This window comes from Rubrobacter sp. M3-4 (assembly GCF_059772285.1).
The window spans coordinates 16,313-38,805 of record NZ_JCBAJP010000010.1 but is presented as its reverse complement, the minus strand read 5'-3'; the positions used below and the strand labels follow the sequence as shown (position 1 = coordinate 38,805).

Genomic DNA, 22,493 nt, shown 5'->3' with positions numbered 1-22,493 from the left:
CTACAGGAAGGCCCCGTTAGGGAGATAGGGGGCCAGCGGACCGAGCTCGCCCCGGGTGCAGATGGGGCCCGCGGGCTCCAGCACGAGCCCGGCTGCGAGCACCACCCTCACGGCCCACTGCTGCTCCGCCGTGATCCAGGAGATCTCGACCTCCCTCTGCGGTTCCGCGTTCGCCAGCACCCGCCAGAGGAGAGCCGTGGCCGTTCTCTCGCCTTCGGCCGCGAGGATCAGGGGACGTCCCTTGTGTGTAAGCGCGTAGCCCCTCTCCCCCTCCGCCTCGTAGACGAACATGCGCGCCCCGGCACCGAGCAGGAACTCGAGGTCCGGACCGTGCGGCGCACCCCGCACGAACCCGTCCACCTCAGCGGCGAGCTCGATGTCCTGTTCCCCTCCCTCGCGCACCCGTATCCTGCCGGGCAGACTCCGGCGATCCACGTACCCTCTGGCCGTGAGGGTGGGACGTAACGTGAACCCGGCGAGCGCATAACTCCTCATCGCCGCCGGGTGCGTAGAGGAGGCGATCATACCTCCCTGGCATCCCTCGGCGTAGCTCATGGCCCTCTGCAAAAGCCTCTTCCCCACGCCCCCCCCCCTGCATCTTTCGTCCACGGCGAGCAGGGAGAGTATCCAGAGCCCCTCCCGTCTGAGGGCGATGGAGACACCGGCGAGACGCCCCTCTTCGTCTTCGGCGAGCCAGGCGCCGGCAGGGTCCGTGCTCAGGAAGTGCCGGTAGCGGTCCTTGCGGTGGGCCACCTCTCCCGGGGTACGCCTGAGTATCTCCTCCCGGTCTCTCGCGAAGGCATGGGAGACCAGCTCGTATGCGGCGTCCACATCGTCCGCGGTCATCGGGCGAAAGCTCAGGATGTCTTCCAACTCTATGCGCTACCTCCAGCTCCTCTGGTACGCGATCTGCTCCTCCGTGAGCCTTTCCGGCTCGACGCCGAGCGTCGAGAGTTTGGTACGGGCGACGTAGTCGTCTATCTCCGGGGGTATGGGACGCAGCCCCGGTTCGAGCCTGGAAGCATCCCCGGCCAGATAGTGGGCGCACAGCGCCTGCACCGAGAAGGTGAGGTCCATGATCTCGACGGGATGGCCGTCCCCGGCGGCGATGTTGACCAGCCTGCCGCGGGCGAGGACGTGCAGCCTCCTGCCGTCGGGAAGCTCGTACTCGGTCACGTTCCTGCGGGCCTCCCGCTCGGTCACGGCCATCTCCTTGAGCGCGGCCAGGTCGAACTCGTGGTCGTAGTGGCCGGCGTTGGCGAGTATTGCGCCGTCCTTCATCCGCTCGAAGTGCTCGGCGCGCAGCACCTTCAGGTTGCCGGTGCCGGTGAGGAAGACGTCCCCTTCCTCCGCAGCCCGGAGGGAGTTCATCACCTCGTAGCCCTCCGCATGGGCCTCGAGCAGCTTCACCGGGTCGGCCTCGCAGACGACGACCCGGGCCCCGAGGCCGTGCGCGTAGCGGGCGAGCCCGCGTCCCACCCACCCGAAGCCCATCACCACCACCGTCTTGCCCGAGATGAAGAGGTTCGTGGCGGCGAGCAGGCTCACGAGCGCCGAGTGCCCGGTCCCGTAGCGGTTGTCGAAGAGGTGCTTGCACCGGGCATCGTTCGCCGCGAGGACCGGGAAGGGTAGCACCCCCTCCTCGGTCATCGCGCGCAGCTTGATGATCCCGGTCGTCGTCTCCTCCGAGGCGCCCGCGACGCCGTCGACGAGGTCCGGCCGCATCCGCACCAGGCGGCTCACGAGCTCGGCCCCGTCGTCGACGATTAGCTCGGGGGCGGTCTCTATCGTACGCAGCAGGTACCCCTCGAACTCCTCCTCGGTCGGGTCGTGGGTGGCGTAGACCCGGACCCCGCGGGCGGCGAGCGCGGCGCACACGTCGTCCTGCGTGGAGAGCGGGTTGCTCCCGGTGACGGTGACCTCCGCCCCGGCCCGGGCGAAGAGCAGCGCGAGGTAGGCGGTCTTCGCTTCGAGGTGGATCGCCATCGCGATCCTGCGCCCCCGCAGCCTCCCGTCGGAGAGGAAACGCTCGTAGACGGCGTTCATCACCGGCGCGTGCTGCGCCACCCAGCCTATCTTGCGCTCCCCCTCGGGGGCGAGCGCGGGATCAGCGATGATCGAATCCTGGCTCAATCCTCACCCGTCCTTTCGTGAGATCTCCGCCGCAACACCCCGGCGAGCACGCCGGGATGGTCGGTCATGATCACGTCGACCCCCATGTCGAGCAGGGATCGCATCTCCTCCGCCCCGTTTATCGTCCAGACGTCCACCCTGAGCCCCATCCCGTGAGCCGCTCGCACGAAGCGCGGGGTCACGACCCGCACGCCCCTGTAGACCGAAGGCACCTGCAACGCCCCGTACCCCGGCCTGAGGACCCGCTGCAGCCCGGCCCCGGCGAGCAGGTAGAACGCCCGGATCTCCGGCCCCGAGGCGGCAGTTGGGATCCGACCCCCGACCAGCCGCCGGAACCGCCGCATCACGCCCAGGTGGCGGGAGGCGACGATGACACGCTCTCTGGCCCCCGCTCTCTCTATCACCGAGAGGACGATCCTCTCCACCCCGGGGATGGGATCCTTTATGTCGGCGTTTACCGGTACGTCGGGGAAGGCCTCGAGGATCTCCTCGAAGGTCGGAACCACGACCCCCCTGCCCCGAAACGGGTGGGTACGGCCACCGTCGGGTGTGAAGCGGTAGCCAGCATCCAGCTTTCTGATCCTTTCGAGGGTCATGTCGCGCACCGGTCCGGAACCATCCGTGGTCCTGTCGACGGTGGCGTCGTGCATGACCACCACGTGCCCGTCCGAGGTCAGGCGCAGGTCGAGCTCCAGGCCGCCCGCGCCATCTTCGAGGCCGGCCTGGAAGGCCTCCAGCGTATTCTCTGGCGCCCGGGCCGACGCCCCGCGGTGGGCCAGGTTCACCGGCCAGCTCTTCCCGAGCAGCCCCTGATGTCTTCTCCGCTTCACCACAGCAGGGACAACATTAGCACACGGCACAAAACCCGCCGTTCCGGTGGAGGGTATTTGAATACCGCGGGCATCTCTCGTATACTCTCCGCACGCAGCCATGTCGGAGTGGCGGAATAGGTAGACGCGCTAGCTTGAGGGGCTAGTGTCCGATACAAGGACGTGGGGGTTCGAGTCCCCCCTCCGACACATCGGGGGTCGGAACACGCTCGCGACGAACCTGCGTGCTCCCACGAGAATCCGCCGGGCGTCGGGCCCGCGGAGATACCCCGGGTGGTTCCCCACCCTTTCGTGGCAGACCGCACGTTGAAAAGCCCCATCCGTTGTATAATGAACCTCAGGAGTCGCCTGTTCTCCCCATCCTCCCCGGGCGGCTCCTCTTTTTCTTTCGTCAGCCGAAGTAGATCAGGAGCACCGTCGTTATCAGGAACAGCACGATGACGACCCCCGTGAGCTTGTTGAGGTTCTTCTCCATTATCGTGGTTCCCGAGAAAGTGCTCCCTATACCACCTCCGAAGGTGGTGGTGAGCCCGCCGCCCTTCCCAGAGTGCAGCAGGATGAGGACGACCAGCGCGATGCAGAACATTATGTGGAAGAACGCGAGCACGTAGATCATGCAGCGTACTCTACCACAAACTCTCCCGCCCCGGACGTCTTTTCTCCGGCGCCTCCGGGCGAATGGTCCGCCCTACCCGGCGGCCTCGATCAACCTCGCGAAAGAATCCACCTCGAGGCTCGCTCCGCCGACGAGCCCGCCGTCGACGTCCTTCTGGGCTACGATCTGCGCCACGTTCTCCGGTTTTATCGAACCGCCGTAGAGGATGCGCACCTCCGAGGCGAAATCATCTCCCCTGAGCTCCCCGAGGAAATCCCGGATCCTGCCGATGGCATCCTGTGCATCCTCCGGGGTGGCCGTATCCCCGGTGCCGATGGCCCAGATCGGCTCGTAGGCGAAGACTATGGAGCCGCCTCCCGTGCCATCGTCCAGCGCCTCGACGACGCTCCTGACCTGCCCGGAGACCTTCTCCCACATCCCACCGGCGTCGCGTTCCTCCTTGGTCTCCCCCACGCAGACGACCGGAAGCAGGCCCGACGAGACGGCCTTCGCCGCCTTGCGCGCGACCATCTCGTCGGTCTCGCCGAAGATCTCGCGCCGCTCGGAGTGCCCGACTATGACCGCCTCCACGCCGAGGTCGAGGAGCATGGGAGCGGAGATCTCGCCGGTGTACGCCCCGGCATCCTCGTAGAAGAAGTTCTGGGCGCCGGGGATGATCGGGGTACCCTCGGCCATCCGGGCGACCTCGGAGAGGCAGGTGAACGGGGCGAAGACGGCCACGTCCACCCCTTCGGCGTCGCTGGCGTAGGGGATCAGGGCGGCCATGTAATCCTGCGCCTCGCGCACGGTCTTGTTCATCTTCCAGTTCGCCGCCATCATCGGTCTTCTCGCCATACGCTGCTACCCCTCCTTCTCCGGGAGCACCGCGACGCCGGGCAGCTCCCTGCCTTCCACGTACTCGAGCGAGGCCCCGCCGCCGGTAGAGATGTGGCTCATCTCATCCTCGAGCCCGAGCTTGCGCACCGCGGCGACAGAGTCCCCGCCGCCGACGACGCTCGTAGCCCCGCTCTCGGCGACCGCCTTCGCCACACCCTCGGTACCTTTCGCGAACGCTTCGATCTCGAAGACGCCCATAGGGCCGTTCCAGAAGATCGTGCGCGCTGAGGAGATGTGCCGCCCGAAGAGCTCGACCGTCTCGGGGCCTATGTCGAGACCCATCCAGCCCTCCGGGATGCCGTCCGCCGGCACCGTCCTGCTCTCGGCGCCCTCCTCCATCTCGCGTGCGACGACCACGTCCACGGGCAGGACGAGGCGCTCCCCGGCGCTCTCCATCAGCTCTTTCGCCTGCTCGACGTAATCGTCCTCGACGAGGGAGCTCCCCACCTCGTAGCCCCTGGCCTTGAAGAACGTGAAGCACATCGCCCCGCCGACGAGCAGGGTGTCCGCCCGCTCCAGGAGGCTCTTTATCACCCCGAGCTTGTCCGAGACTTTCGCCCCGCCGAGGATCGCGACGAACGGGCGCTCCGGGGACTCGAGCACGGCGTCGAGGTAGTCGAGCTCCTCTTCCAGCAGACAACCCACAGCGGACGGGAGAAGACGCGCGACCCCGACGGTCGTGGCGTGCGCCCGGTGCGCCGCGCCGAAGGCGTCGTTCACGTAGAGGTCGGCGAGCGCGGCGAGCTGTCTCGCGAACTCGGGATCGTTCTTCGTCTCGCCGGGGTAGAAGCGGGAGTTCTCCAGCAACACCACCCCCTGCCCGTCCCACTCCGCGAGCGCCCGCTCGACCTCGGGACCTACGGCCTCATCCAGCTTGAGTACCTGCCGGTCGAGGAGTTCGCCGAGGCGCCGGGCGACCGGGTCCATCCTGTACTTCGGGTCGGGCTCGCCCTTGGGGCGCCCGAGGTGCGAGATCAGGATCGGCCGCGCCCCCTCGGAGAGCAGGTAGCGGATCGTCGGCAACGCCCGCCTTATCCGGGTGTCGTCGGTGACCCGCCCGTCCTTTATCGGCACGTTGAAATCGACCCGCACGAGCACCCGCTTGCCCCGCACGTCGAGGTCCCTCACGCTCCTCTTGTTCATATCACCTCCTCACCGCGGGCGGCCCGGAGGGTAGCGCTCCGGGCCGCCCGGCGGAAGATAGCCGCAGAGAACGCCAGCTAGAGCTTGCTGCCGATGTAGGCCGTGATGTCGCAGGTGCGGTTGGAGTAGCCCCACTCGTTGTCGTACCAGCCCAAGACCTTGACGGTCCTGCCGGTGGACATGGTGAGCGGGGAGTCGAAGACGCACGAGGCCGGGTTGCCGATGATGTCGGTCGAGACTATCGGGGCCTCGGAGTACTCGAGGATGCCGGCGAGCTCCCCCTCGGCGGCCTGCCTGAAGGCGGCGTTCACCTCTTCGGTGGTGACCTCGCGGCTGACCTGCGCGACGAAGTCGGTTATCGAGCCGTCCTTCACCGGCACGCGCATCGCCATCCCGTCGATCTTGCCCTGCAACTCCGGGTAGATCACGCCGGCCGTACGCGCGGCCCCCGTGGAGGTGGGGACGATGTTGTTCGGGGCGCTGCGGGCCCTGCGGGGGTCCTTGTGCGCCGCATCCAAGAGGCTCTGGTCGTTGGTGTAGGCGTGGACCGTGGTCATGTAGCCGGACTCTATCCCGAAGTTGTCCTGCAGGACCTTGACCATCGGGATGATGCAGTTGGTCGTGCAGCTGGCGTTGGAGACGACGTGGTGGTTCTCCGGGTCGTAGGTCTCGTGGTTGACCTTGTAGACGAAGGTGGCGTCCGCACCCTTGGCCGGCGCGCTTATCACGACCTTCTTCGCCCCGCCCTCGAGGTGACCGGCCGCCGCGTCCCGGTTGGTGAAGACCCCGCTCGACTCGATGACGATGTCCACCCCGAGGTCCCCCCAGGGGATGTTCTTCGGCTCGCGCTCGGAGAAGGTCTTTATCTCCCGCCCCCCGACGCGCAGGATGCTCCCGTCGAACTCTACGTCCTCCTCCCAGACGCCGTGGGTCGAGTCGCGCTTGAACAGGAGCGCCAGGCTCTCGAACGGCATCAGGTCGTTCGCCGCCACGACCTCCAGATCCCCCCGCTTCATCGCGGCCTTGGCGACCATCATCCCGATCCGGCCGAAGCCGTTTATCCCTATCCGTACGGCCATTTTCCCTCCGTTTCTCGCGTTCGCTTCCAGTCGTATTTTGCCCGAATCGCCTCCCGATTAACAGCGCCCTCACCCTTCGTCGGCCATGGCGAGCAGCCTCCTCAGGCGGTGGTTGGCGGCGCTCTTGGAGATCCCGCCGAGACGTGCCAGCTCGGAGAGCGAGGCGTCGGGGTGCGCGAGCCGGAGCTCGCGCATCTCACGCAGCGCCGGGGGCAACCTCTCCGGGTCGAGCCCGGAGATGGCCTTCTGCTGTCGCGCCGCAGCGAGGGCGACCCGGGTGGCGTTGGCCGCGTCGAAGTTGGTCACCCGGTTGGCGTTCGCCTTGGCCTCGCCCAGCACGGCCCGCGTCTCGTAGTCTAACACCGCCCCGTGCAACCCCATCTGCGAGAGCACCGTCGTCACCCCCTCGGCGCTCTTGGTGTACGCGACCCATCTTCCCCGCCGCCGGGTGACCTTGAGAGGGGCCCTGGAGATCCCGGCGACCCGCCGGACGAAGGACTCCTCGCGGTGGACGAACTCCAGGTGGTGTCCCCTCGCATACCCGGGACGCACCACGTATCCGGCCCCCTGGAAGGCCCCGCGCAGATAAGCGTTGCGCTCCGCCGCCGAGCGCCCCAGCCGGGAGACGCGCAGCTCCTCGGACGCCTGCAGCACCCGGTTGCCCGCGGCACGCACGGGATAGCTGGACCGGCCGAAGCTCCCCCGGGCCTTCCCCCCGGCCTCGAGGTGCGCCGCAACCCCGAACTCCGAGCGCCAGAGGCGCATCACCCTGCGGGCGACCGCCGCGCTCGGGGTACGGACGGTGACCCCTTCTTCGTCCCAGTTTCCGGCCGCGTCGACCAGCCCGGCCAGCTCGGCCCGTCGCTCGCGGGGGGAGTCCCCCGTGTGGGCAGCCAGCTCCCGGCGCAGCTCAGAGGCGTACGAGGGCAGCGGCGAGCACCTCCCGCGCGAGCTTCTGCGGGTCGTGGCGCACGCCGGCTCCGAAATCGTCCGCCAGAAGCTCTCCTTCGTGTACGCGCACCTCCATCGCCTCGACCTCTTCCCGATCGAGCTCGACCGGATGCGCCCCCTCGGCCTCGTAGCGGGCGAGGACGTCCGGCGGCAGCTTCCCGGAGTGGACCAGTACGTCGGTCACGACAGGCCCGGCATGTTCGGCTATGGCCCGCAGGTGGTCGGAGACGGTGAACCCGGACGTCTCTCCGGGCTGGGTCATGACGTTCGCCACGTAGATCACGGGGCCTCCGAAGCCCGCGAGCGCCGCCCGCACCCCCACGCCGAGCAGCGCGGGGATCGTGCTGGTGAAGAGGCTGCCGGCGCTGAGGACCACCACGTCGGCCTGAGAGACGGCCTCGATGGCCCCCTCCGGGGCCGGGGCCTCCGGTTCGACCCACACGCGCGAGATGCGCTTGCCGACCTCGCGCACCACGGATTCTCCGCGCACCACGGAGCCATCCTCGTAACGGACGAAGAGGGTGAGCGGCAGGGCCGCCGCCGGGTAGACCCGTCCCTTCGCCCGCAGGAAGTGGGCCGCCTGCTCGACCCCTTCGCAGAATCCCCCGGCCATGTCCGTGAGGGCGGCGATGATGATGTTGCCCACGCTGTGGTCCCGGAGATCCCGGCCGCCCTCGAAGCGGTAGTTGAAGACCTCCGCGAGCCACCTGCGCTCGGCGAGCGCGACCAGGCAGTTGCGCACGTCCCCCGGAGGAGCCACGCCGAGCTCATCCCGGATCCTGCCGCTCGAGCCCCCGTCGTCGGCGACCGTGACGACGGCCGTGAGATCGCCTACCAGATCCTTGAGACCGCGCAGGAGCACCGGCAACCCCGTCCCGCCGCCGAAGGCGACAACCCTGAGATCAGCCGCTCTCTCCACACCACCAGTATAACCGCCAGCGTTAGCCTCTCCCGTGCGGCTCGTCGTAGTCGATGATCGGGCCCTTCGGGACGATGCAGGTGGGGTTTACGTGCGGGTGGCTCGTGTAGTAGTGCTCTTTTATGTGGTCGAGGTGGCAGGTCTCCCTGACGCCGGGGTGCTGGTAGATGTCCCGGGTGTAGCCCCAGAGGTTCGGGTAGTCCCGCAAGCGCCTGAGGTTGCACTTGAAGTGGTAGTGGTAGACCGGGTCGAAGCGGTAGAGGGTCGTGAACATGCAGATGTCCGCCTCGGTGAGGCGATCTCCACACAGGTAGCGCCGCCCGGAGAGGACCTCCTCCCAGTGATCCAGGGCCTCGAAGAGCTCCGTGACCGCCTCCTCGTAGGCCTTTTGGGTCGCGGCGAAGCCGGCCCGGTAGACGCCGTTGTTTATCGGTTCGTAGATGGCGTCTATGGTCGCGTCTATCTCCTCGCGCAGCTCCTTGGGGCAGAGGTCGACGTCGTTCTTCGCGAACTCCCCGAACTCGGTGTCGAGCATGCGCAGGATCTCGCGCGACTCGTTGTTGACTATCGTGCGCCGCTCCTTGTCCCACAGGACGGGCGTGGAGCATCGCCCGGTGTAGTGCGGGTCGGCGAGGGCGTAGATCTCGTGCAGGTAGCGGGCGCCGTTGACGGTGTCGGGGATGCGGCCCGGTCCCTCGGTGAACTCCCAGCCCATCTCGCCCATGTGCGGGTCGACGACGGAGATGGAGATCGCATCCTCGAGCCCCTTGAGGGAGCGGATGATCGCCGTGCGGTGCGCCCAGGGACAGGCCCAGGCGATGTAGAGGTGGTAACGTCCGCTCTCGGCGGGGAAGCCGCTCGAACCGTCGGCGGTGATCCTGCCGCGAAAGCTCGTCTCGGGCCGGATGAAGCGGCCCCCCTCGTCCTGCTCCTGCCTCTCGGTCTTCCAGACCCCCTCTACCATCATGCCCGGTGCCAACCGTGCCTCCTTCCAGCGTAATCTCCCGGCCAACCGATTCTAACCGTCAGACCGCGGGAGGTCGCGGTGACGGACGAAGAGGTCGATGCGGGGACACGAGGAGAGCCGGCGGGCGAGTTCCTCGACGATCGCCACGGAGCGGTGCCGCCCCCCCGTGCACCCCACCCCGAGCGTGAAGTAGGCCTTGCCCTCCGCCAGGTAGCGCGGTACGAGGAAGGAGAGCAACCCTTCGGTCCGCTCCAGAAACTCCCGGGCATCCCCGGATGAGAGCACCGCGTCCCTCACCGGCTCGTCGCGACCGGTGAGGGGCCTCAGGGCGGGGTCGTAGTAGGGATTGGGCAGGAACCTCACGTCGAGCAGCATGTCCACGTCCAGGGGAGTTCCGTTCTTGAAGCCGAAAGAGACGAGGCTCACCGCCAGCCGACCGGCATGGGATCGGGCCAGCGCGTCGAAACGCCCGCGCAACTCGGCCGGAGAGAGCGAAGAGGTGTCCACCACGACGTCGGCGAGCTCCCGCAAGGGGGCGAGGTCGCGGCGTTCGGCCCGGATCGCCGACGGGACGTCACCGTCCCGCGCGACGGGGTGCGGCCGGCGGCTCTCCTTGTAGCGCCGGACGATGGTCGGCTCGTCGGCTTCGACGAAGATGAGCCGGCTCTCCCACCTCCTCCGGACGCGAAGCTCGTTCAACACCCCTTCAAGACCGCCGCCGAAGTAGCGACGCCCCCGGATGTCCGCGACCACCGCGAGCTTCTCCGGTCCCTCCTCACGCCCCTCGACGGCATCGACGAACGCAGGGATCAAGGCGGGAGGCAGGTTGTCCACGCAGAAGTATCCCGCGTCCTCGAAGGCCTTCAGGGCTCCGGTCTTCCCCGCCCCGGAGAGGCCGGTGATGACGACGACCCGGCGCTCTCGATCGGGCGAGGGTTCCTCTGCTTCTCCTCCTGCGGCGTACACTCCGCGCACCTTACCTTCCGGGCGACCGGCCACCTCGCAGAGGTTAGCACCGCCCCCCCGGCCCCTCAACGGTGGAGCCGGGCGTGTATCTCCCGCGCCACCCGGCCGGGGATGCCGGGGACCGACTCCAGCTCCTCCAGGGAGGCGTCCATGAAGGCCTCGGGGGTTCCAAAATGCTCGAGCAGCCTCTTCTTGCGCGCCGGGCCTACGCCGGGGAGCTCGTCGAGGATAGAGGCGGTCATCCGCCTCCCACGCAGGCTGCGGTGGTAGGTGTTGGCAAAGCGGTGGGCCTCGTCGCGTACCCGCTGCAGAAGGTGGAGCTCGGGGGAATCACGCCCGAGCAGGACCGGAGCCGGTCTTCCGGGCTCGAAGACCTCCTCCTCCCGCTTGGCGAGCGCCCGCAACGGGATGTCCGGCAGTTCGTCCCCAACGCCCATCTCCTCCAACACCGGCGCGACCGCCGAGAGCTGCCCCTTGCCGCCGTCGAGGAGCATCAGGTCCGGCGCCGGGGAGAACTTCTCGTCCCCCTCCCTCAGGCGGGCGAGCCGCCGCCTTATCACCTCGGCCATGCTCGCGAAGTCGTCTGATCCCTCGACGGTCTTTATCCTGAACCGGCGGTACTGGTCCTTCGCCGGGCGACCGCCCTGGAAGACGACCATCGAGGCGACCGAGTCGGTGCCCATCGTGTTGGAGATGTCGTAGCACTCGATGCGCACGGGGAGCTTCGGGAGGGCGAGCTCCTCCTGCAACCGCTCGAGCGTGGAGGCGATGCGGCTGCGGCGCGCCTCCTCGAGCGCGCGCTCGTGCTCGAGTCCGGCCTCGGCGTTCTTCATCGCGAGCTCGAGCACCCGCCGTTTGTCTCCGCGCCGGGGACGGTGCACGTCGACCCGGCCGCCCCGCAGGGAGGAGAGGTGCTCCGCGAGCGGCTCCAGCCCGGCGTCCGCCGGGACGAGCACCTCGCGGGGGACGGCGGCGTTCTCGTAGTACTGGGGGACGAACTGCAGGACGATCGATCCTTCTCCCACCTCGCCGTAGTTGTCCAGCAGGAAGGAGTCGCGGTTCACGATCTGCCCGCCGCGCACGGCGAAGACCTGCACGCAGGCCGACTCTCCCTCGGCATGGACCCCGAAGGCGTCGAAGGAGCCCTCCGAGGCGAGCGTCGCCTGCTGCCGGTCGCGCACGTGACGGAGCGCGGAGAGCTCGTCGCGCAGCTTCGCCGCCCGTTCGAAGTCCATCCGGGAAGCAGCCTCGCGCATCGCTTCCTCCCGCTCACGGATCAGACCATCCACCCGCCCTTCGAGGAAGGCGATCACCTCGTCTATGATGCGGGCGTACTCCTCCTTCGAGATCGCTCCTATACAGGGGGCGGACGAGCGCCCGATGTGGTAGTTCAGGCAGGGCACGCCGCTTTTGCGCCCGGGCTTCGCGCCGCGGCACTTGCGGAACGGGAAGGTCTTGTTCAGGACGTCGAGGGTGGCGTGGACGCTCCCCGCGCTCGGGAACGGGCCGAAGTAGCGGTGGCGCGGGTCGTGGGCCGAGCGGGTGGCGAAGACACGCGGGTACTCGTCGCCGGTGGTGACGACGATGTACGGGTAGCTCTTGTCGTCGCGCAAGGAGGCGTTGAAGCGCGGCCGGTGGCGCTTTATGAGGTTGGACTCCAGCACGAGCGCCTCGGTCTCACCGCGGGTCGTGATGAAGTCTATCCGCCGCACGCGGGAGCGCAGCTCGGCCACCTTGGGCCTGCCGTCTCCCGAGCGGGTGAAGTAGCTCGCCACCCGGCTGCGGATGTTCCTGGCTTTCCCGACGTAGAGGATCTTCCCTTCGGCATCCCTGAAGATGTAGACACCGGGTGTGGTGGGTAGATGCGAGCGATCGGGGAATACCTCGTCCTCTGGCATACGAAAGAGATTATACCTCCGGGCCGGGCGTCACCCTTGCTAGGGTGCCTCCCTGCCCCCGGCCCGGGCGTAGCCGTAGCCCATCACCCACCCGGCCAGGGCGCAAGAGATGGTGGAGACCGCGAGCCCGGCGACGGCGAGGAGGCTCGGGGCGAGGGCGAGGCTCGCCAGGCCGGGCAGGACGGCGAACAGGGCGGCGAACAGCAGCGCCCGCTCCCGGGTACGGGTTCCGGTGCGGGGGAGGACGGCGACGAAGAGCAGCGCGACGGAGACTAGAGAGAGCGCTATGAACCCGTAGAGCAGGGCTCCCGCGTGCAACCCGACGAAGACGACGCTGGAAGAGAGCTCCCGCCGCTCCTGCAGGCCCATCGCGTTCATGACCCAGGATACGAGCAGGAAACAGGCCCACCCGAGCACGGCTCCGCCCGCCGCCCCGGCCCTCCCGGCGGCCCGGGCGTCGGTCTTCTGCGTGCGCGCGCCCACCGCCGCGGCCAGGAAGGTGCCCGGCACGATGAACACGAAACCGTAGAGGTCGACGATCGAGAGGACGACCCGGTATACCTCCCGCTCACCGGCGTAGCGGAAGGGCACGGAGAGCAGGAAGGCCGCCGCGAGCAGCACGAGTATCGCGGTGTAGAACCAGCTCACGCAACCGAAGGCCCGCCGGTGGGAGGAGCGAAGACCTGCCTCCTCACCGCGTTTTCCGGAAGCCAGCCGCTCCTCAGACGGCATACCGCTCCCTGTGGCCCTCGAAGTGCGAGAGCACGACCGGGACGACCTCTGTGATCCGCCGGGGAGCGGGGATGCCGCTCGCCAGCACGAAGACGCTCGAATCGGAGGCGTGCAGCGATCCGTGGTCGCTCGCGTCGTGGAAGCTGCGGGCCACTTCGCCGAACGTGTATCCAGGCGCCGCAGAGAGGACCACGTCCCCGCAACGGGGCGAGCGGAGCGCCCCCCAGAGCCTCTCCAGGGCGTCGGGGTAGTCGCCGTAAGAGATCGCCACTTCGCCGACCTCGATGTCGAGCACGCCGGGCTCCCCCTCCAGCCTCCAGCAGCCCCCGTAAGGATCGAGCAGGCCCCCGCCGGGCCTGAACCTAAGGTCTCCACCCGGCTTGCGCACCCTCACCCACCCGTTCTCCATCCAGGCGGCGAGATCCACGCCGCGGCGCCCCATCAAGACGTCGACCACCCCCTCCACCGGAAGCTCCTCGCGCAGGTACAGCATCGCCGAGCGCCCTCCCGGCACCGCGACGACATCGCGTCTAGGCGTCAGCCTCGCCCGGGCACCTATGGAGACCCTGTATCCCGGAATCCAGCGCAGGTCTACGTAGCGGCTCTCGGGCAGGAGGGGGTCGTGCCCGTGGTCGGAGAGGGCGAGGATGGCGTACTCGTCGAGCAACCGCTCCAGCCCACCTCCGGCCTCGAAGACGCGCGCGACGTATCCGTCGAGCTGCGCGACGTAGCGCCGCTGCGCGGCGAGCCCCTTGTGGTGGGCGATCTTGTCCCCCCGGAAGAAGTAGAGCAGCGTGAAGGGCGTGGCCCGCTCCCGGATCAGCATCGCCCCCACCTCGGAGGCGTACTCGTCGTTTATCCCGACCGAGCGCAGGAGGCCGCCGCTCCCCCTGAGGCCGTTGGCCTTCGTCTGGCGGGTGTAGAAGAGATCCCCGAGGTAGTACTCCTTGGGTCCGCGCACGGCCTGCCCCAGGTAACGCCCGCCCCGGCTCGCGTACCCGTCGATGACCTTCGAGCGCACCGGGTGCTCGTGCGGGCCGCGTCGGATCGGGAAGTTCACGCACGATCCGTCCACGCCACGCTCGTGCAGCCGCTCGAAGATCGTCGGCACGAGCAGATCGTCCCGGTTCAGGCGGTAGACGTTGTTGTGGAAGACCTTTATCGGACCGCTGCGGATGACCGTCTCGGTCATCGCCCCGTAGACGATGAGCCTCCCCTCCTCCCGATCGTACCAGGCATGCCCGAGTATGCCGCTCTGCGCCGGCGGACATCCGGTCGCTATGGCCGCGGTCGCCGCAGGGGTGATGCTGGGGAAGACCGAGACCCCGTCCCACACGGCCTCCCCCGCCCGCGCGAGCGCTCCCAGGGCAGGGGCCGCCCCGTCCTCGATGGCATCCCGGAGCACGTCCGGCCGGATGCCGTCGAGCACCAGCAGCAGCACGGGCTTCGCCACGGATCTGTCGGTCGGCAGGCTCAAACCTTACCTATTTTAGCCGCAATCCAGGCATCGGGGGTGATCTCTACCGCAAAACGCCCCCTGTGGGATATTTGCGGCGGCAGATATCGATGCCCTAAAATGGTTGGAAATCGTTGCGGGCCATCGGGGAGAAAGGAGTTGCATGTCATCCTCACACAGCAGGGAATGGGAGGCTTCGGACAGGAAACTCAGGAGGGAACTAGGGGTACAACAGCTCTTCTTCATCTCTTTCGGAAGCATCATAGGCAGCGGCTGGCTCTTCGCGACCATGCGCGCGAGCGCGGTCACCGGCCCTTCGGCGATCATCTCCTGGATCATCGGCGGGATACTGGTCTGTTTCATCGCGCTAAACTACGCTGAAGTTTCGTGCATGCTTCCGCGCAGCGGCGCGGTGGTGCGTTATCCACACCTATCCCACGGCGGGTTCCTGGGCTTCATCATGGCCTGGGCGTTCCTGCTGGCGACCGTCTCGGTGACCGGGGTAGAGGCCGAGGCGGCCGTCCAGTACGCGGCATCCTACGCGACGGACATGCACCTGACCACCACCTCGAACGGGGTCACCATCCTCACCGGTCTCGGCCTGGTCTTCGCGATCTTCCTGATGTTCGTCTTCTTCCTCATCAACTTCTTCGGGGTCAAGTTCTTCGGTGAGTTCAACCGGTGGGTGACCTGGTGGAAGTTCGCCATCCCGGTGATCACGTTCGTGTTGCTCTTCTTCGCGTTCAAGGGATCCAACTTCACCTCCTACGGAGGATTCGCCCCGCTGGGCGGGGGCGCGGTCTTCAACGCGGTGGCGGTCTCGGGCATCGTGTTCTCGTACTTCGGGTTCCGGCAGGGTCTGGACTTCGGCGGCGAGGCGCGCAACCCCCAGCGTGACATACCGCTGGCCACCATCGGCTCGGTGGTCGTCGCCGCAGCCATCTACGTCCTGCTGCAGATAGCTTTCCTCGGAGCGCTGGACTGGAACGCTGCCGGGGTACACCCCGGAGACTGGGCCGCGCTCTCGACGAGCAAGTGGGCCGACGGACCGCTCTACCACGCGTTGAACGCCGCCGGGATAGCGCTCCTGGCGTACTTCGCGTACGTGCTTCTGGCCGACGCGATCATATCCCCCTCCGGGACGGGGCTCATCTACATGGGAGCCTCCACCCGGGTCTTCTACGGGATGGGCATGCATCGCGACCTGCCGGGTGGCCTGACGAAAGTGAGCGAGCGGTACCGGATACCGTGGGTCGCTCTCGTCGCCTCGCTGATAGTCGGCAGCTTCTTCCTCATCCCGTACTCCGGGTGGGCGCTGCTGGTCGAGTTCATAACCTCGGCGACGGTGCTGACCTTCGTCATGGGCAGCCTGCAGCTACAGGTGATGCGGCGCACCGCGCCGGACCTCGAGAGGCCGTTCTACCTCAAGGGAGCCTGGCTACTCTCCCCCCTCGGGTTCCTCTCGGGCAGCATGATCTTCTACTGGGCCGGCTTCGACAGCCTGAAGGGCGTGGTCGCCTCGGTCCTGATCGGGCTGTGCCTCTACGCTTTCTTCCAGGCTCCGGCCCGGGGACGGTTCAGCAGCGGCACCGGGCTCGCCATAGGCATACCGTACCTGGCCATCTTCGCCGCCACCCAGTACTTCGGGCCCCTGTTCGCGAACTCCATGCCGTTCCTGCTGTACTGGGCGCTCACCTCGGCCGAGGTCCTGGGGTTCGCCGGGCTGGTGTGGCGCGTCACCAGCCACAAGCGCGAGGTGCATGCCGCCTGGTGGCTGATGTTCATGGTGCTCACGCTATATCTGCTCTCCTACTACGGCTCCTACGGAGACCTGAAGTCCCCGCTCATCCCCTTCCCGTGGGATAACTTGATCGCGCTGGGCATCGGTCTGATCTCCTACTACTGGGGCGTGGCCTCGGGCTACCAGACCGAAGAGATGAAGGAGCTAAACGAGTCCGGCACCGGCCTCGTCACCCCCGAGGAAGAGGAGATGGAGGAGAGGCTCGGAGGTGGTATGGCGTAGAGAAATCCCCACAGCGCGGCAACGAGGAAGGGGGCCGGTACCGGCCCCCTTCCTCGTCTCTCACGGAGTACCGACTGCGTTCCCGGAAGGAACCTGGACGGATCCCTGCCCACCTCCGGAGGGCATCGCCCCGTTCCCGGAAGGGGCTGCCTGCTGGTTGCCGCCGGAGGGTGTTACCGGCTGCTGCGCTCCTCCCGCCGGGGCGGACTGCTGGTTGCCGCCGGAGGGTGCAGCGGACTGCTGATTGCCGCCCGAAGGCTGCGCGGGGTTGTTCTGCGAGCCGTTGGCCGGAGCGCTCTGCACGTTGGAGGGGGTCCCTCCGGAAGGCGCGGGAGAACTCGGGCTCTGCTGCTGAACCGCGGGGGCTCCGCTCGAGCCGCTGCTCGTAACGGTCCCGCTGCCCGTCACCTTAGCACCGCCGCCGAAGATCGAAAGCCCCGTGCTCGTCGCCTTCTCGGTGGTGCCTCCCGCGGTGGTCACGACCGGGCAGTTGCCCCAGATCTTGCAGGAGAGGCTCTTGCCGAACGAAGCCTCGGTCGCGGTGATGATAGCGAGGCCCACGACGAAGGTGAGCACGGCGGCGAACACGATGCGGACCACGATCGCCTTCCTGCGGTAGCCGGGCATCAAAGAGAACCACCTGAGCGCCTCCCCGAATCGCCCCACGCTCCGCAGAGGGCTGAAGCCGCCCTTCCTCACGTTCCGCGTCTGAAGGCCGCTGCCGAGCCGCCGCACCTTCGAGTGTGCCGCTTCGAGGTGGGCCTTCACGATCGACGAGACTGAGATGATGATCATGGAGGTCAACGCAGCCCCGCCGATGGTGCCCGCGACACCGAACTTCGAAGTGACCGCCGCCGCGGTCGCCGAGGCTATCCCCCCGGCGATTATCGCGCTGCCGCTCACGACCTCCGATAGCTTCCTGCTCTCGCTCATGGCGGACAAAACATATCAGCAGGGGGGCGTGCTTTCAAAGGCGGAGACGGGGTTTTTGGTAACGATTTCGTAACGCTTTGTGACGGATGTCAACTTGCGGCCGCGACGTCCGGCAAAAGTTCGCGCAGAAAGCGCCCGGTGTGCGAACCCTCGACGCGGGCGACCTCTTCCGGGGTACCGACGGCGACCACCTCTCCCCCTTCGTCACCGCCCTCGGGACCGAGGTCTATGAGATAGTCCGCACAGCGGATCACGTCGAGGTTGTGCTCGATGACGATGACGGTGTTGCCGGCGTCCACGAGCCGGTGCAGGATGTCGAGCAGCCGCTCGACGTCGGCGAAGTGCAGCCCCGTCGTCGGCTCGTCGAGGATGTAGAGGGTCTTTCCGGTGGCCTTCTTCCCGAGCTCGCTCGCGAGCTTCACCCGCTGGGCCTCGCCGCCGGAGAGCGTGGTGGCGGGCTGGCCGAGCCGGATGTACCCGAGCCCGACGTCGCGCAGGGTCTGCAGCCGGCGCGATATCGCGGGCACCGCATCGAAGAACCCGCACGCCTCGTCCACGGTCATCTCGAGCACGTCGGCGATGGAGCGCCCCTTGTAGGTGACGCGCAGGGTCTCGGCGTTGTAGCGGCGGCCCTTGCACACCTCGCACGGGACGTAGACGTCGGGGAGGAAGTGCATCTCGATACGGATCTGACCGTCCCCCCGGCACGCCTCGCACCGCCCCCCCTTGACGTTGAAGCTGAACCGCCCGGGCTTGTAGCCCCGGATCTTCGCCTCCGGCGTGGCGGCGAAAAGCTGCCGGATGTGGTCGAAGACCTTGGTGTAGGTCGCGGGGTTCGAGCGCGGCGTCCGGCCGATCGGGCTCTGGTCTATGTCCACGACCTTGTCTATCCTTTCGACCCCCTTGAGGCCCGCGTGCCGTCCGGGGCGGTGCTTGCCCCGGTTGACCTGGTTGGCGAGGGCCTTGTAGAGGATCTCGTTCACCAGCGTGCTCTTGCCCGAGCCCGAGACGCCCGTCACGCACGTGAGGACGCCGAGCGGGAAATCGACGTCTATCCCTTTGAGGTTGAACTCCCTCGCCCCGAGCAGCGTGACGTACCCCTTCGGCTTTCTCCTCTCTCCGGGCGGCTCTATCCGGCGCCGTCCGGAGAGGTAGTCGCCGGTGATCGAACGCGGCTCGGCGACGATGTCCTCGACCTTTCCCTGCGCGACGATCTCCCCACCGTGCACCCCGGCCCCGGGTCCGACGTCGACGATGTGGTCCGCGGTCCTTATGGTCTCCTCGTCGTGCTCGACCACGATCAGGGTGTTGCCGAGGTCGCGCAGGCGCTCGAGGGTGGCGAGCAGCTTGCGGTTGTCGCGCTGGTGCAGCCCGATGGAGGGCTCGTCGAGCACGTACAGCACCCCGACGAGGCCGCTCCCGACCTGCGAGGCGAGCCGTATCCTCTGCGCCTCACCACCGGAGAGCGTCCCGGCCGAGCGGGAGAGCGTCAGGTACCCGAGCCCGACGTCGACCATGAACCCGAGCCTCTCCTTTATCTCCCTGACGACCCGCTCGGCGATCATCCACTCCCTCGGGGTGAACTCGACCCCGTCGAGGAATTCGAGCGCCTCGGTCACGCTCATCCGGGTCAGCTCGTAGATGTTCTTGCCCCCGACGGTCACGGCGAGCGCCTCGGGCCTGAGGCGCGCCCCTTTGCACTTCGGGCAGGGGACGTGGCTCATGTACTCCTCTATCCTCTCCCTGCGGTACTCGGAGTCGGTCTCCGCGTAGCGGCGCTCCAGGTTGCCTATGACCCCTTCGAACCGGGTCGTGTACTGGCGTCTTCTGCCGTAGCGGTTGGTGTAGGAGACGTGGATGCGCCCGTCCCCGGTCCCGTAGAGGACGAGCCGCTTGTGCTCCTCGGGCAGCTCGCGCCAGGGCCTTCCCAGGTCCACCCCGTACTCCTCGGAGAGGCCGGAGAGGACGCTCGCGTAGTACTCGCTCGAGGAGTTGGCCCAGGGAGCTATCGCCCCCTCTTCGATGCTCAGGTCCTCGTTAGGGACCACCAGTTCCGGGTCTATCTCGAGCCGGCTCCCGAGCCCGTCGCAGCGGTCGCAGGCCCCATGCGGGCTGTTGAACGAGAAGGTGCGCGGCTGTATCTCGGCGATCGAAGCCCCGCAGTTGGTACAGGTGAAGTTCTCCGAGAAGAGCATCCTCTCCCCTACCGAACCGTCGCGCTCGACGGTCTCTATCTGCACGAGCCCCTCCGCGAGCCCGAGCGCGGTCTCGATAGAGTCGGTCAGGCGCCGCTCGATCCCCTCGCGCACCACCAGCCGGTCCACGACAACCTCGATGTCGTGTCGGCGGTTCTTGTCCAGCTCCAGCTCGACCGGCAGCTCGTGTAGCTCGCCGTCCACCCGCACCCGGGCGTATCCGTCCTCCGCGAGCTCCCTGAAGAGCCTGCCGTATTCCCCCTTGCGCCCCCGCACCACCGGCGCCAAGACCATGAAGCGCGTCCTCTCCGGGAGGGCCAGGACCTGCTCGACCATCTGCTGCGGGGTCGAGCGGGCCACGGGGAAACCGCAGACGTGACAGTGCGGCCGCCCGGCTCTCGCGTAGAGGAGCCTGAGGTAGTCGTAGATCTCGGTGACCGTCGCCACCGTCGAGCGGGGGTTGTTGGAGGTCGTCTTCTGGTCTATCGAGACGGCCGGGGAGAGACCCTCTATGTGGTCCACGTCGGGTTTGTCCATCTGGCCGAGGAACTGCCGGGCGTAGGCCGAGAGGCTCTCGACGTATCGCCGCTGGCCCTCGGCGTAGATGGTGTCGAACGCGAGCGAGGATTTCCCGCTGCCCGAGAGGCCGGTCACCACGATGAGACGGTCCCGCGGCAGCGAGACCGTCACCTCTTTGAGGTTGTGCTCGCGCGCCCCGCGGACCACTATGTGGCTCTCTGCGATCTCCGCCTCCTCGTCTTCCGGAAAAACCCCGGCAAGTATACGGCCTCCTTTGTGGAGGCCAAAGCACGCAAAATCCATTTCTCCTGATTTTAGCACCGGGGTACATACCCCCGCCCGCCACCATCCCACCCCGGAGAATACCGCAGCGTTCACCGGTCACTTTTCTTTACAATGGGCTACCAAAGATTTGCAATCCGGTGCAATAATGGAGCTTCCTGGTGCATCTCGTATATATTTACGTCGTCATGAAGATCACTCACTGCACCGAAGGGTGAGCGGTGGACCTCGGGGAATTCACGCGGTCTCTCACGGAGCGGCTCGGGGGCCGCTGTCTGGCGGACGGAGAACCGGAGAAGCCGCTCTCCGGGATAGCCCTCGAAGACGAGACGGACGGCTGGCTCTCACCGGGAGAGGCCGCCGTAGTCTGGCGCGGCGGTCTCGACGAGGATCTTCTCGTCCGGCTGAGGCGGGAAGGGTGCCCGGCCGTGGTCTGGCGCACGAAAAAAGACCCCCCGGAAGAATACGCCTCCGTTGCGAGCTCGCTCGGGCTCGCCCTCATCACGCTCCCTCCCGAAGTGCCGTTGCGCAGTCTGATGGAGCTCTTCCCGGCCCCGGAGGAGTCGCTCCTCCTCTCCCACCAGGTAGGGAAGGATCTCGTCGGGCGCATCGGCGACGGCTCCTCGGTCCAGGACGTGGCGGAGAGGATCTCGAAGCTGCTGGGAAGAGACGTCGTGGTCGAGGATCCGGTGGGGCGTCTGATCTGGGGCGAAGGCACCCCCCTGCGCGCCGCGCTCGACCGGCTGGACCTGAGGGCCTCCAGGAGTTCCGGTGTGGCGGAGACCAGGAGGGAGCGCCGGGACCGCTACGCCCGGCTGCCGGACGGCTTCTTCTCGATACCTCTGGAGCGGTGGCGGGTGGGAGAAGAGGAGTTTCACTGGGTCCCCGTGGGCAGGGAGAAGCCCATGGGCTACCTGTGGGTCGACCTCTCGCAGAAACCCCTGCTATCCGAAGACGTGATCGTGCTCTACTGGGCCCGCCTCGTGCTGGAGGGGGAGCTGAGCAAGGAGCGTGTCCGGCTCGAAACCGAGCTCGGCGTTCGGGGCGATTTCATGGACGATCTGGTCGACGGGCACTACGGATCGGTCGATATCCTGCTGCAGCGGGCGCGCTACCTGGGTGCGGATCTCTCCGAGGGAGCGCTCACCGTCATCTTCGACATCGACGAATTCGCCGAATACCTGGAACGCCGCCGGCTCGGGGAGTCCTCCATCCAGGAGCTCAAGCGGAGGCTCGCGGAAGCCGTGCGACTGCAGAGCCGGCAACTCTTCTCCAACTTCCTGCTCGGCCCGCGCTCGGACAACGTCATCCTCCTGATAGGGCCCAACAGCAAAGGGGGTTCCGAGGAGGTCGTCGAACGGGCCCCGGAACTCGCCTCGCGCGTGCAGCGCTACGTGAAAGGACTCCTCCCGGAGCTCACCATCTCGGTCGGCATCGGACGCTACGCCAAAGACCCCAAGGATCTGCCAGAGGCGTACTCCGAGGCCGAGGTAGCGCTCGAGATCGGACACCGCATCCATGGACCCTCCGCCATCTCGACCTTCGAGAGCACCGGCACCTACAAGCTGCTCTTCCGGGTGCTGCAGGAGGATCCGGAAGAGATAGAGTCGTTCTACAGGGACACGCTGGAACCGGTCGTCGCCTACGACTCCCGCTACGGAACCGAGCTGGTCAACACCCTGATCACGTACCTCAAGAACGACGCCTCGATGGCGAAGACCGCCTCCGAGATCTTCGCCCACCGGCACACGATCCGCTACCGGCTGGAGCGGATAAGGGAGCTCACCGGCCTGGACGTGGACAAGAGCGAGGACCGCGAGCAGCTCACGCTCGGGATAAAGGCGATGCAGCTCCTCGGTCGCCACCCGGAGCAGACCTCCAGCTTCTCCGACCGTTAGGCTCTCTGCCCGTACCGCGGAACGTGGATCCTCCGTTCGTGGGCGGACATCGCGCCTGTACGCCGTGCACAAAACAT

18 protein-coding genes and 1 tRNA gene are annotated in these 22,493 nt (G+C 67.3%); 3 read left to right on the top strand and 16 right to left on the bottom strand.

Annotated elements, in window-relative coordinates; genetic code table 11:
• The 3 genes from AC6EKW_RS11490 to AC6EKW_RS11480 are packed head-to-tail and all read right to left on the bottom strand — an operon-like array spanning position 1 to position 2,963.
• Complete coding sequence (locus tag AC6EKW_RS11490; RefSeq protein WP_498514453.1) at positions 1–873, bottom strand: GNAT family N-acetyltransferase; 873 nt, start codon at positions 871–873, stop codon at positions 1–3.
• A 9-nt stretch (positions 874–882) separates the two neighbouring features.
• Complete coding sequence (locus AC6EKW_RS11485) at positions 883–2,133, bottom strand: adenosylhomocysteinase (protein ID WP_498514452.1); 1,251 nt, start codon at positions 2,131–2,133, stop codon at positions 883–885.
• Positions 2,130–2,963, bottom strand: a complete 834-nt coding sequence (locus tag AC6EKW_RS11480) for a glycerophosphodiester phosphodiesterase family protein (protein WP_498514451.1) — start codon at positions 2,961–2,963, stop codon at positions 2,130–2,132. The genes AC6EKW_RS11485 and AC6EKW_RS11480 overlap by 4 nt, the downstream gene beginning before the upstream one ends.
• A gap of 102 nt (positions 2,964–3,065) precedes the next feature.
• Here AC6EKW_RS11480 and AC6EKW_RS11475 point away from each other — a divergent pair.
• Positions 3,066–3,152: transfer RNA gene (locus AC6EKW_RS11475), tRNA-Leu, on the top strand.
• Between the two features lie 202 nt (positions 3,153–3,354).
• On the opposite strand, the gene secG is transcribed toward AC6EKW_RS11475, so the two are convergent.
• The 11 genes from secG to AC6EKW_RS11420 form a co-directional block, all read right to left on the bottom strand.
• Positions 3,355–3,579 (bottom strand): preprotein translocase subunit SecG, encoded by a 225-nt coding sequence (gene secG, locus AC6EKW_RS11470; protein WP_273889052.1) that lies wholly within the window; start codon positions 3,577–3,579, stop codon positions 3,355–3,357.
• A 72-nt stretch (positions 3,580–3,651) separates the two neighbouring features.
• Positions 3,652–4,413, bottom strand: coding sequence for a triose-phosphate isomerase (tpiA, locus tag AC6EKW_RS11465; RefSeq protein ID WP_273889051.1), 762 nt, complete (start codon positions 4,411–4,413; stop codon positions 3,652–3,654).
• 6 nt (positions 4,414–4,419) lie between these two features.
• Entirely contained in the window at positions 4,420–5,598 is a 1,179-nt protein-coding gene (locus tag AC6EKW_RS11460) for a phosphoglycerate kinase (RefSeq protein WP_273889050.1), read from the bottom strand.
• A 77-nt stretch (positions 5,599–5,675) separates the two neighbouring features.
• Positions 5,676–6,677 (bottom strand): type I glyceraldehyde-3-phosphate dehydrogenase, encoded by a 1,002-nt coding sequence (gap, locus tag AC6EKW_RS11455; RefSeq protein WP_273889049.1) that lies wholly within the window; start codon positions 6,675–6,677, stop codon positions 5,676–5,678.
• A gap of 69 nt (positions 6,678–6,746) precedes the next feature.
• Positions 6,747–7,574 carry a DNA-binding protein WhiA gene (gene whiA, locus AC6EKW_RS11450; RefSeq protein WP_498514488.1) on the bottom strand — a complete coding sequence of 276 codons (828 nt, stop codon included), beginning with the start codon at positions 7,572–7,574 and terminating at the stop codon, positions 6,747–6,749.
• Positions 7,575–7,587: 13 nt separating this feature from the next.
• Positions 7,588–8,547: a gluconeogenesis factor YvcK family protein gene (locus tag AC6EKW_RS11445; RefSeq protein ID WP_273889048.1), complete on the bottom strand. Its 960-nt coding sequence runs from the start codon at positions 8,545–8,547 to the stop codon at positions 7,588–7,590.
• A 22-nt stretch (positions 8,548–8,569) separates the two neighbouring features.
• Entirely contained in the window at positions 8,570–9,526 is a 957-nt protein-coding gene (locus AC6EKW_RS11440) for a glutathione S-transferase family protein (RefSeq protein ID WP_498514450.1), read from the bottom strand.
• Between the two features lie 39 nt (positions 9,527–9,565).
• Entirely contained in the window at positions 9,566–10,489 is a 924-nt protein-coding gene (gene rapZ / locus AC6EKW_RS11435; RefSeq protein ID WP_498514449.1) for an RNase adapter RapZ, read from the bottom strand.
• A 56-nt stretch (positions 10,490–10,545) separates the two neighbouring features.
• Positions 10,546–12,378 (bottom strand): excinuclease ABC subunit UvrC, encoded by a 1,833-nt coding sequence (uvrC, locus tag AC6EKW_RS11430; RefSeq protein WP_498514448.1) that lies wholly within the window; start codon positions 12,376–12,378, stop codon positions 10,546–10,548.
• 39 nt (positions 12,379–12,417) lie between these two features.
• A complete protein-coding gene (locus AC6EKW_RS11425) occupies positions 12,418–13,110 on the bottom strand; it encodes a hypothetical protein (protein WP_498514447.1) in 693 nt (230 codons plus the stop codon).
• The gene (locus AC6EKW_RS11420; protein WP_498514446.1) at positions 13,100–14,587 is read right to left on the bottom strand and encodes an alkaline phosphatase family protein; all 1,488 of its coding nucleotides are present in this window, start codon (positions 14,585–14,587) and stop codon (positions 13,100–13,102) included. Before AC6EKW_RS11420 ends, AC6EKW_RS11425 begins: the two co-directional genes overlap by 11 nt.
• Positions 14,588–14,729: 142 nt before the next feature.
• Between AC6EKW_RS11420 and AC6EKW_RS11415 the strand changes: the two genes are divergently transcribed.
• Complete coding sequence (locus AC6EKW_RS11415; RefSeq protein WP_273889042.1) at positions 14,730–16,589, top strand: APC family permease; 1,860 nt, start codon at positions 14,730–14,732, stop codon at positions 16,587–16,589.
• A gap of 60 nt (positions 16,590–16,649) precedes the next feature.
• On the opposite strand, the gene AC6EKW_RS11410 is transcribed toward AC6EKW_RS11415, so the two are convergent.
• Together AC6EKW_RS11410 and uvrA are read right to left on the bottom strand one after the other, a co-directional pair.
• The gene (locus AC6EKW_RS11410; RefSeq protein WP_498514445.1) at positions 16,650–17,522 is read right to left on the bottom strand and encodes a hypothetical protein; all 873 of its coding nucleotides are present in this window, start codon (positions 17,520–17,522) and stop codon (positions 16,650–16,652) included.
• A gap of 89 nt (positions 17,523–17,611) precedes the next feature.
• Positions 17,612–20,461 (bottom strand): excinuclease ABC subunit UvrA, encoded by a 2,850-nt coding sequence (gene uvrA / locus AC6EKW_RS11405; protein ID WP_498514487.1) that lies wholly within the window; start codon positions 20,459–20,461, stop codon positions 17,612–17,614.
• Between the two features lie 278 nt (positions 20,462–20,739).
• Between uvrA and AC6EKW_RS11400 the strand changes: the two genes are divergently transcribed.
• Entirely contained in the window at positions 20,740–22,416 is a 1,677-nt protein-coding gene (locus AC6EKW_RS11400) for a PucR family transcriptional regulator (RefSeq protein ID WP_273889039.1), read from the top strand.
• Positions 22,417–22,493: the final 77 nt, after the last annotated feature.

Excerpts from the sequence above, each read along its gene's own strand:
- secG (WP_273889052.1), bottom strand. The coding sequence starts at position 3,579 with ATGATCTACGTGCTCGCGTTCTTCCACATAATGTTCTGCATCGCGCTG.
- tpiA (WP_273889051.1), bottom strand. The coding sequence starts at position 4,413 with ATGGCGAGAAGACCGATGATGGCGGCGAACTGGAAGATGAACAAGACC.
- AC6EKW_RS11460 (WP_273889050.1), bottom strand. The coding sequence starts at position 5,598 with ATGAACAAGAGGAGCGTGAGGGACCTCGACGTGCGGGGCAAGCGGGTG.
- gap (WP_273889049.1), bottom strand. The coding sequence starts at position 6,677 with ATGGCCGTACGGATAGGGATAAACGGCTTCGGCCGGATCGGGATGATG.
- uvrC (WP_498514448.1), bottom strand. The coding sequence starts at position 12,378 with ATGCCAGAGGACGAGGTATTCCCCGATCGCTCGCATCTACCCACCACA.
- AC6EKW_RS11425 (WP_498514447.1), bottom strand. The coding sequence starts at position 13,110 with ATGCCGTCTGAGGAGCGGCTGGCTTCCGGAAAACGCGGTGAGGAGGCA.
- AC6EKW_RS11415 (WP_273889042.1), top strand. The coding sequence starts at position 14,730 with ATGTCATCCTCACACAGCAGGGAATGGGAGGCTTCGGACAGGAAACTC.
- AC6EKW_RS11410 (WP_498514445.1), bottom strand. The coding sequence starts at position 17,522 with ATGAGCGAGAGCAGGAAGCTATCGGAGGTCGTGAGCGGCAGCGCGATA.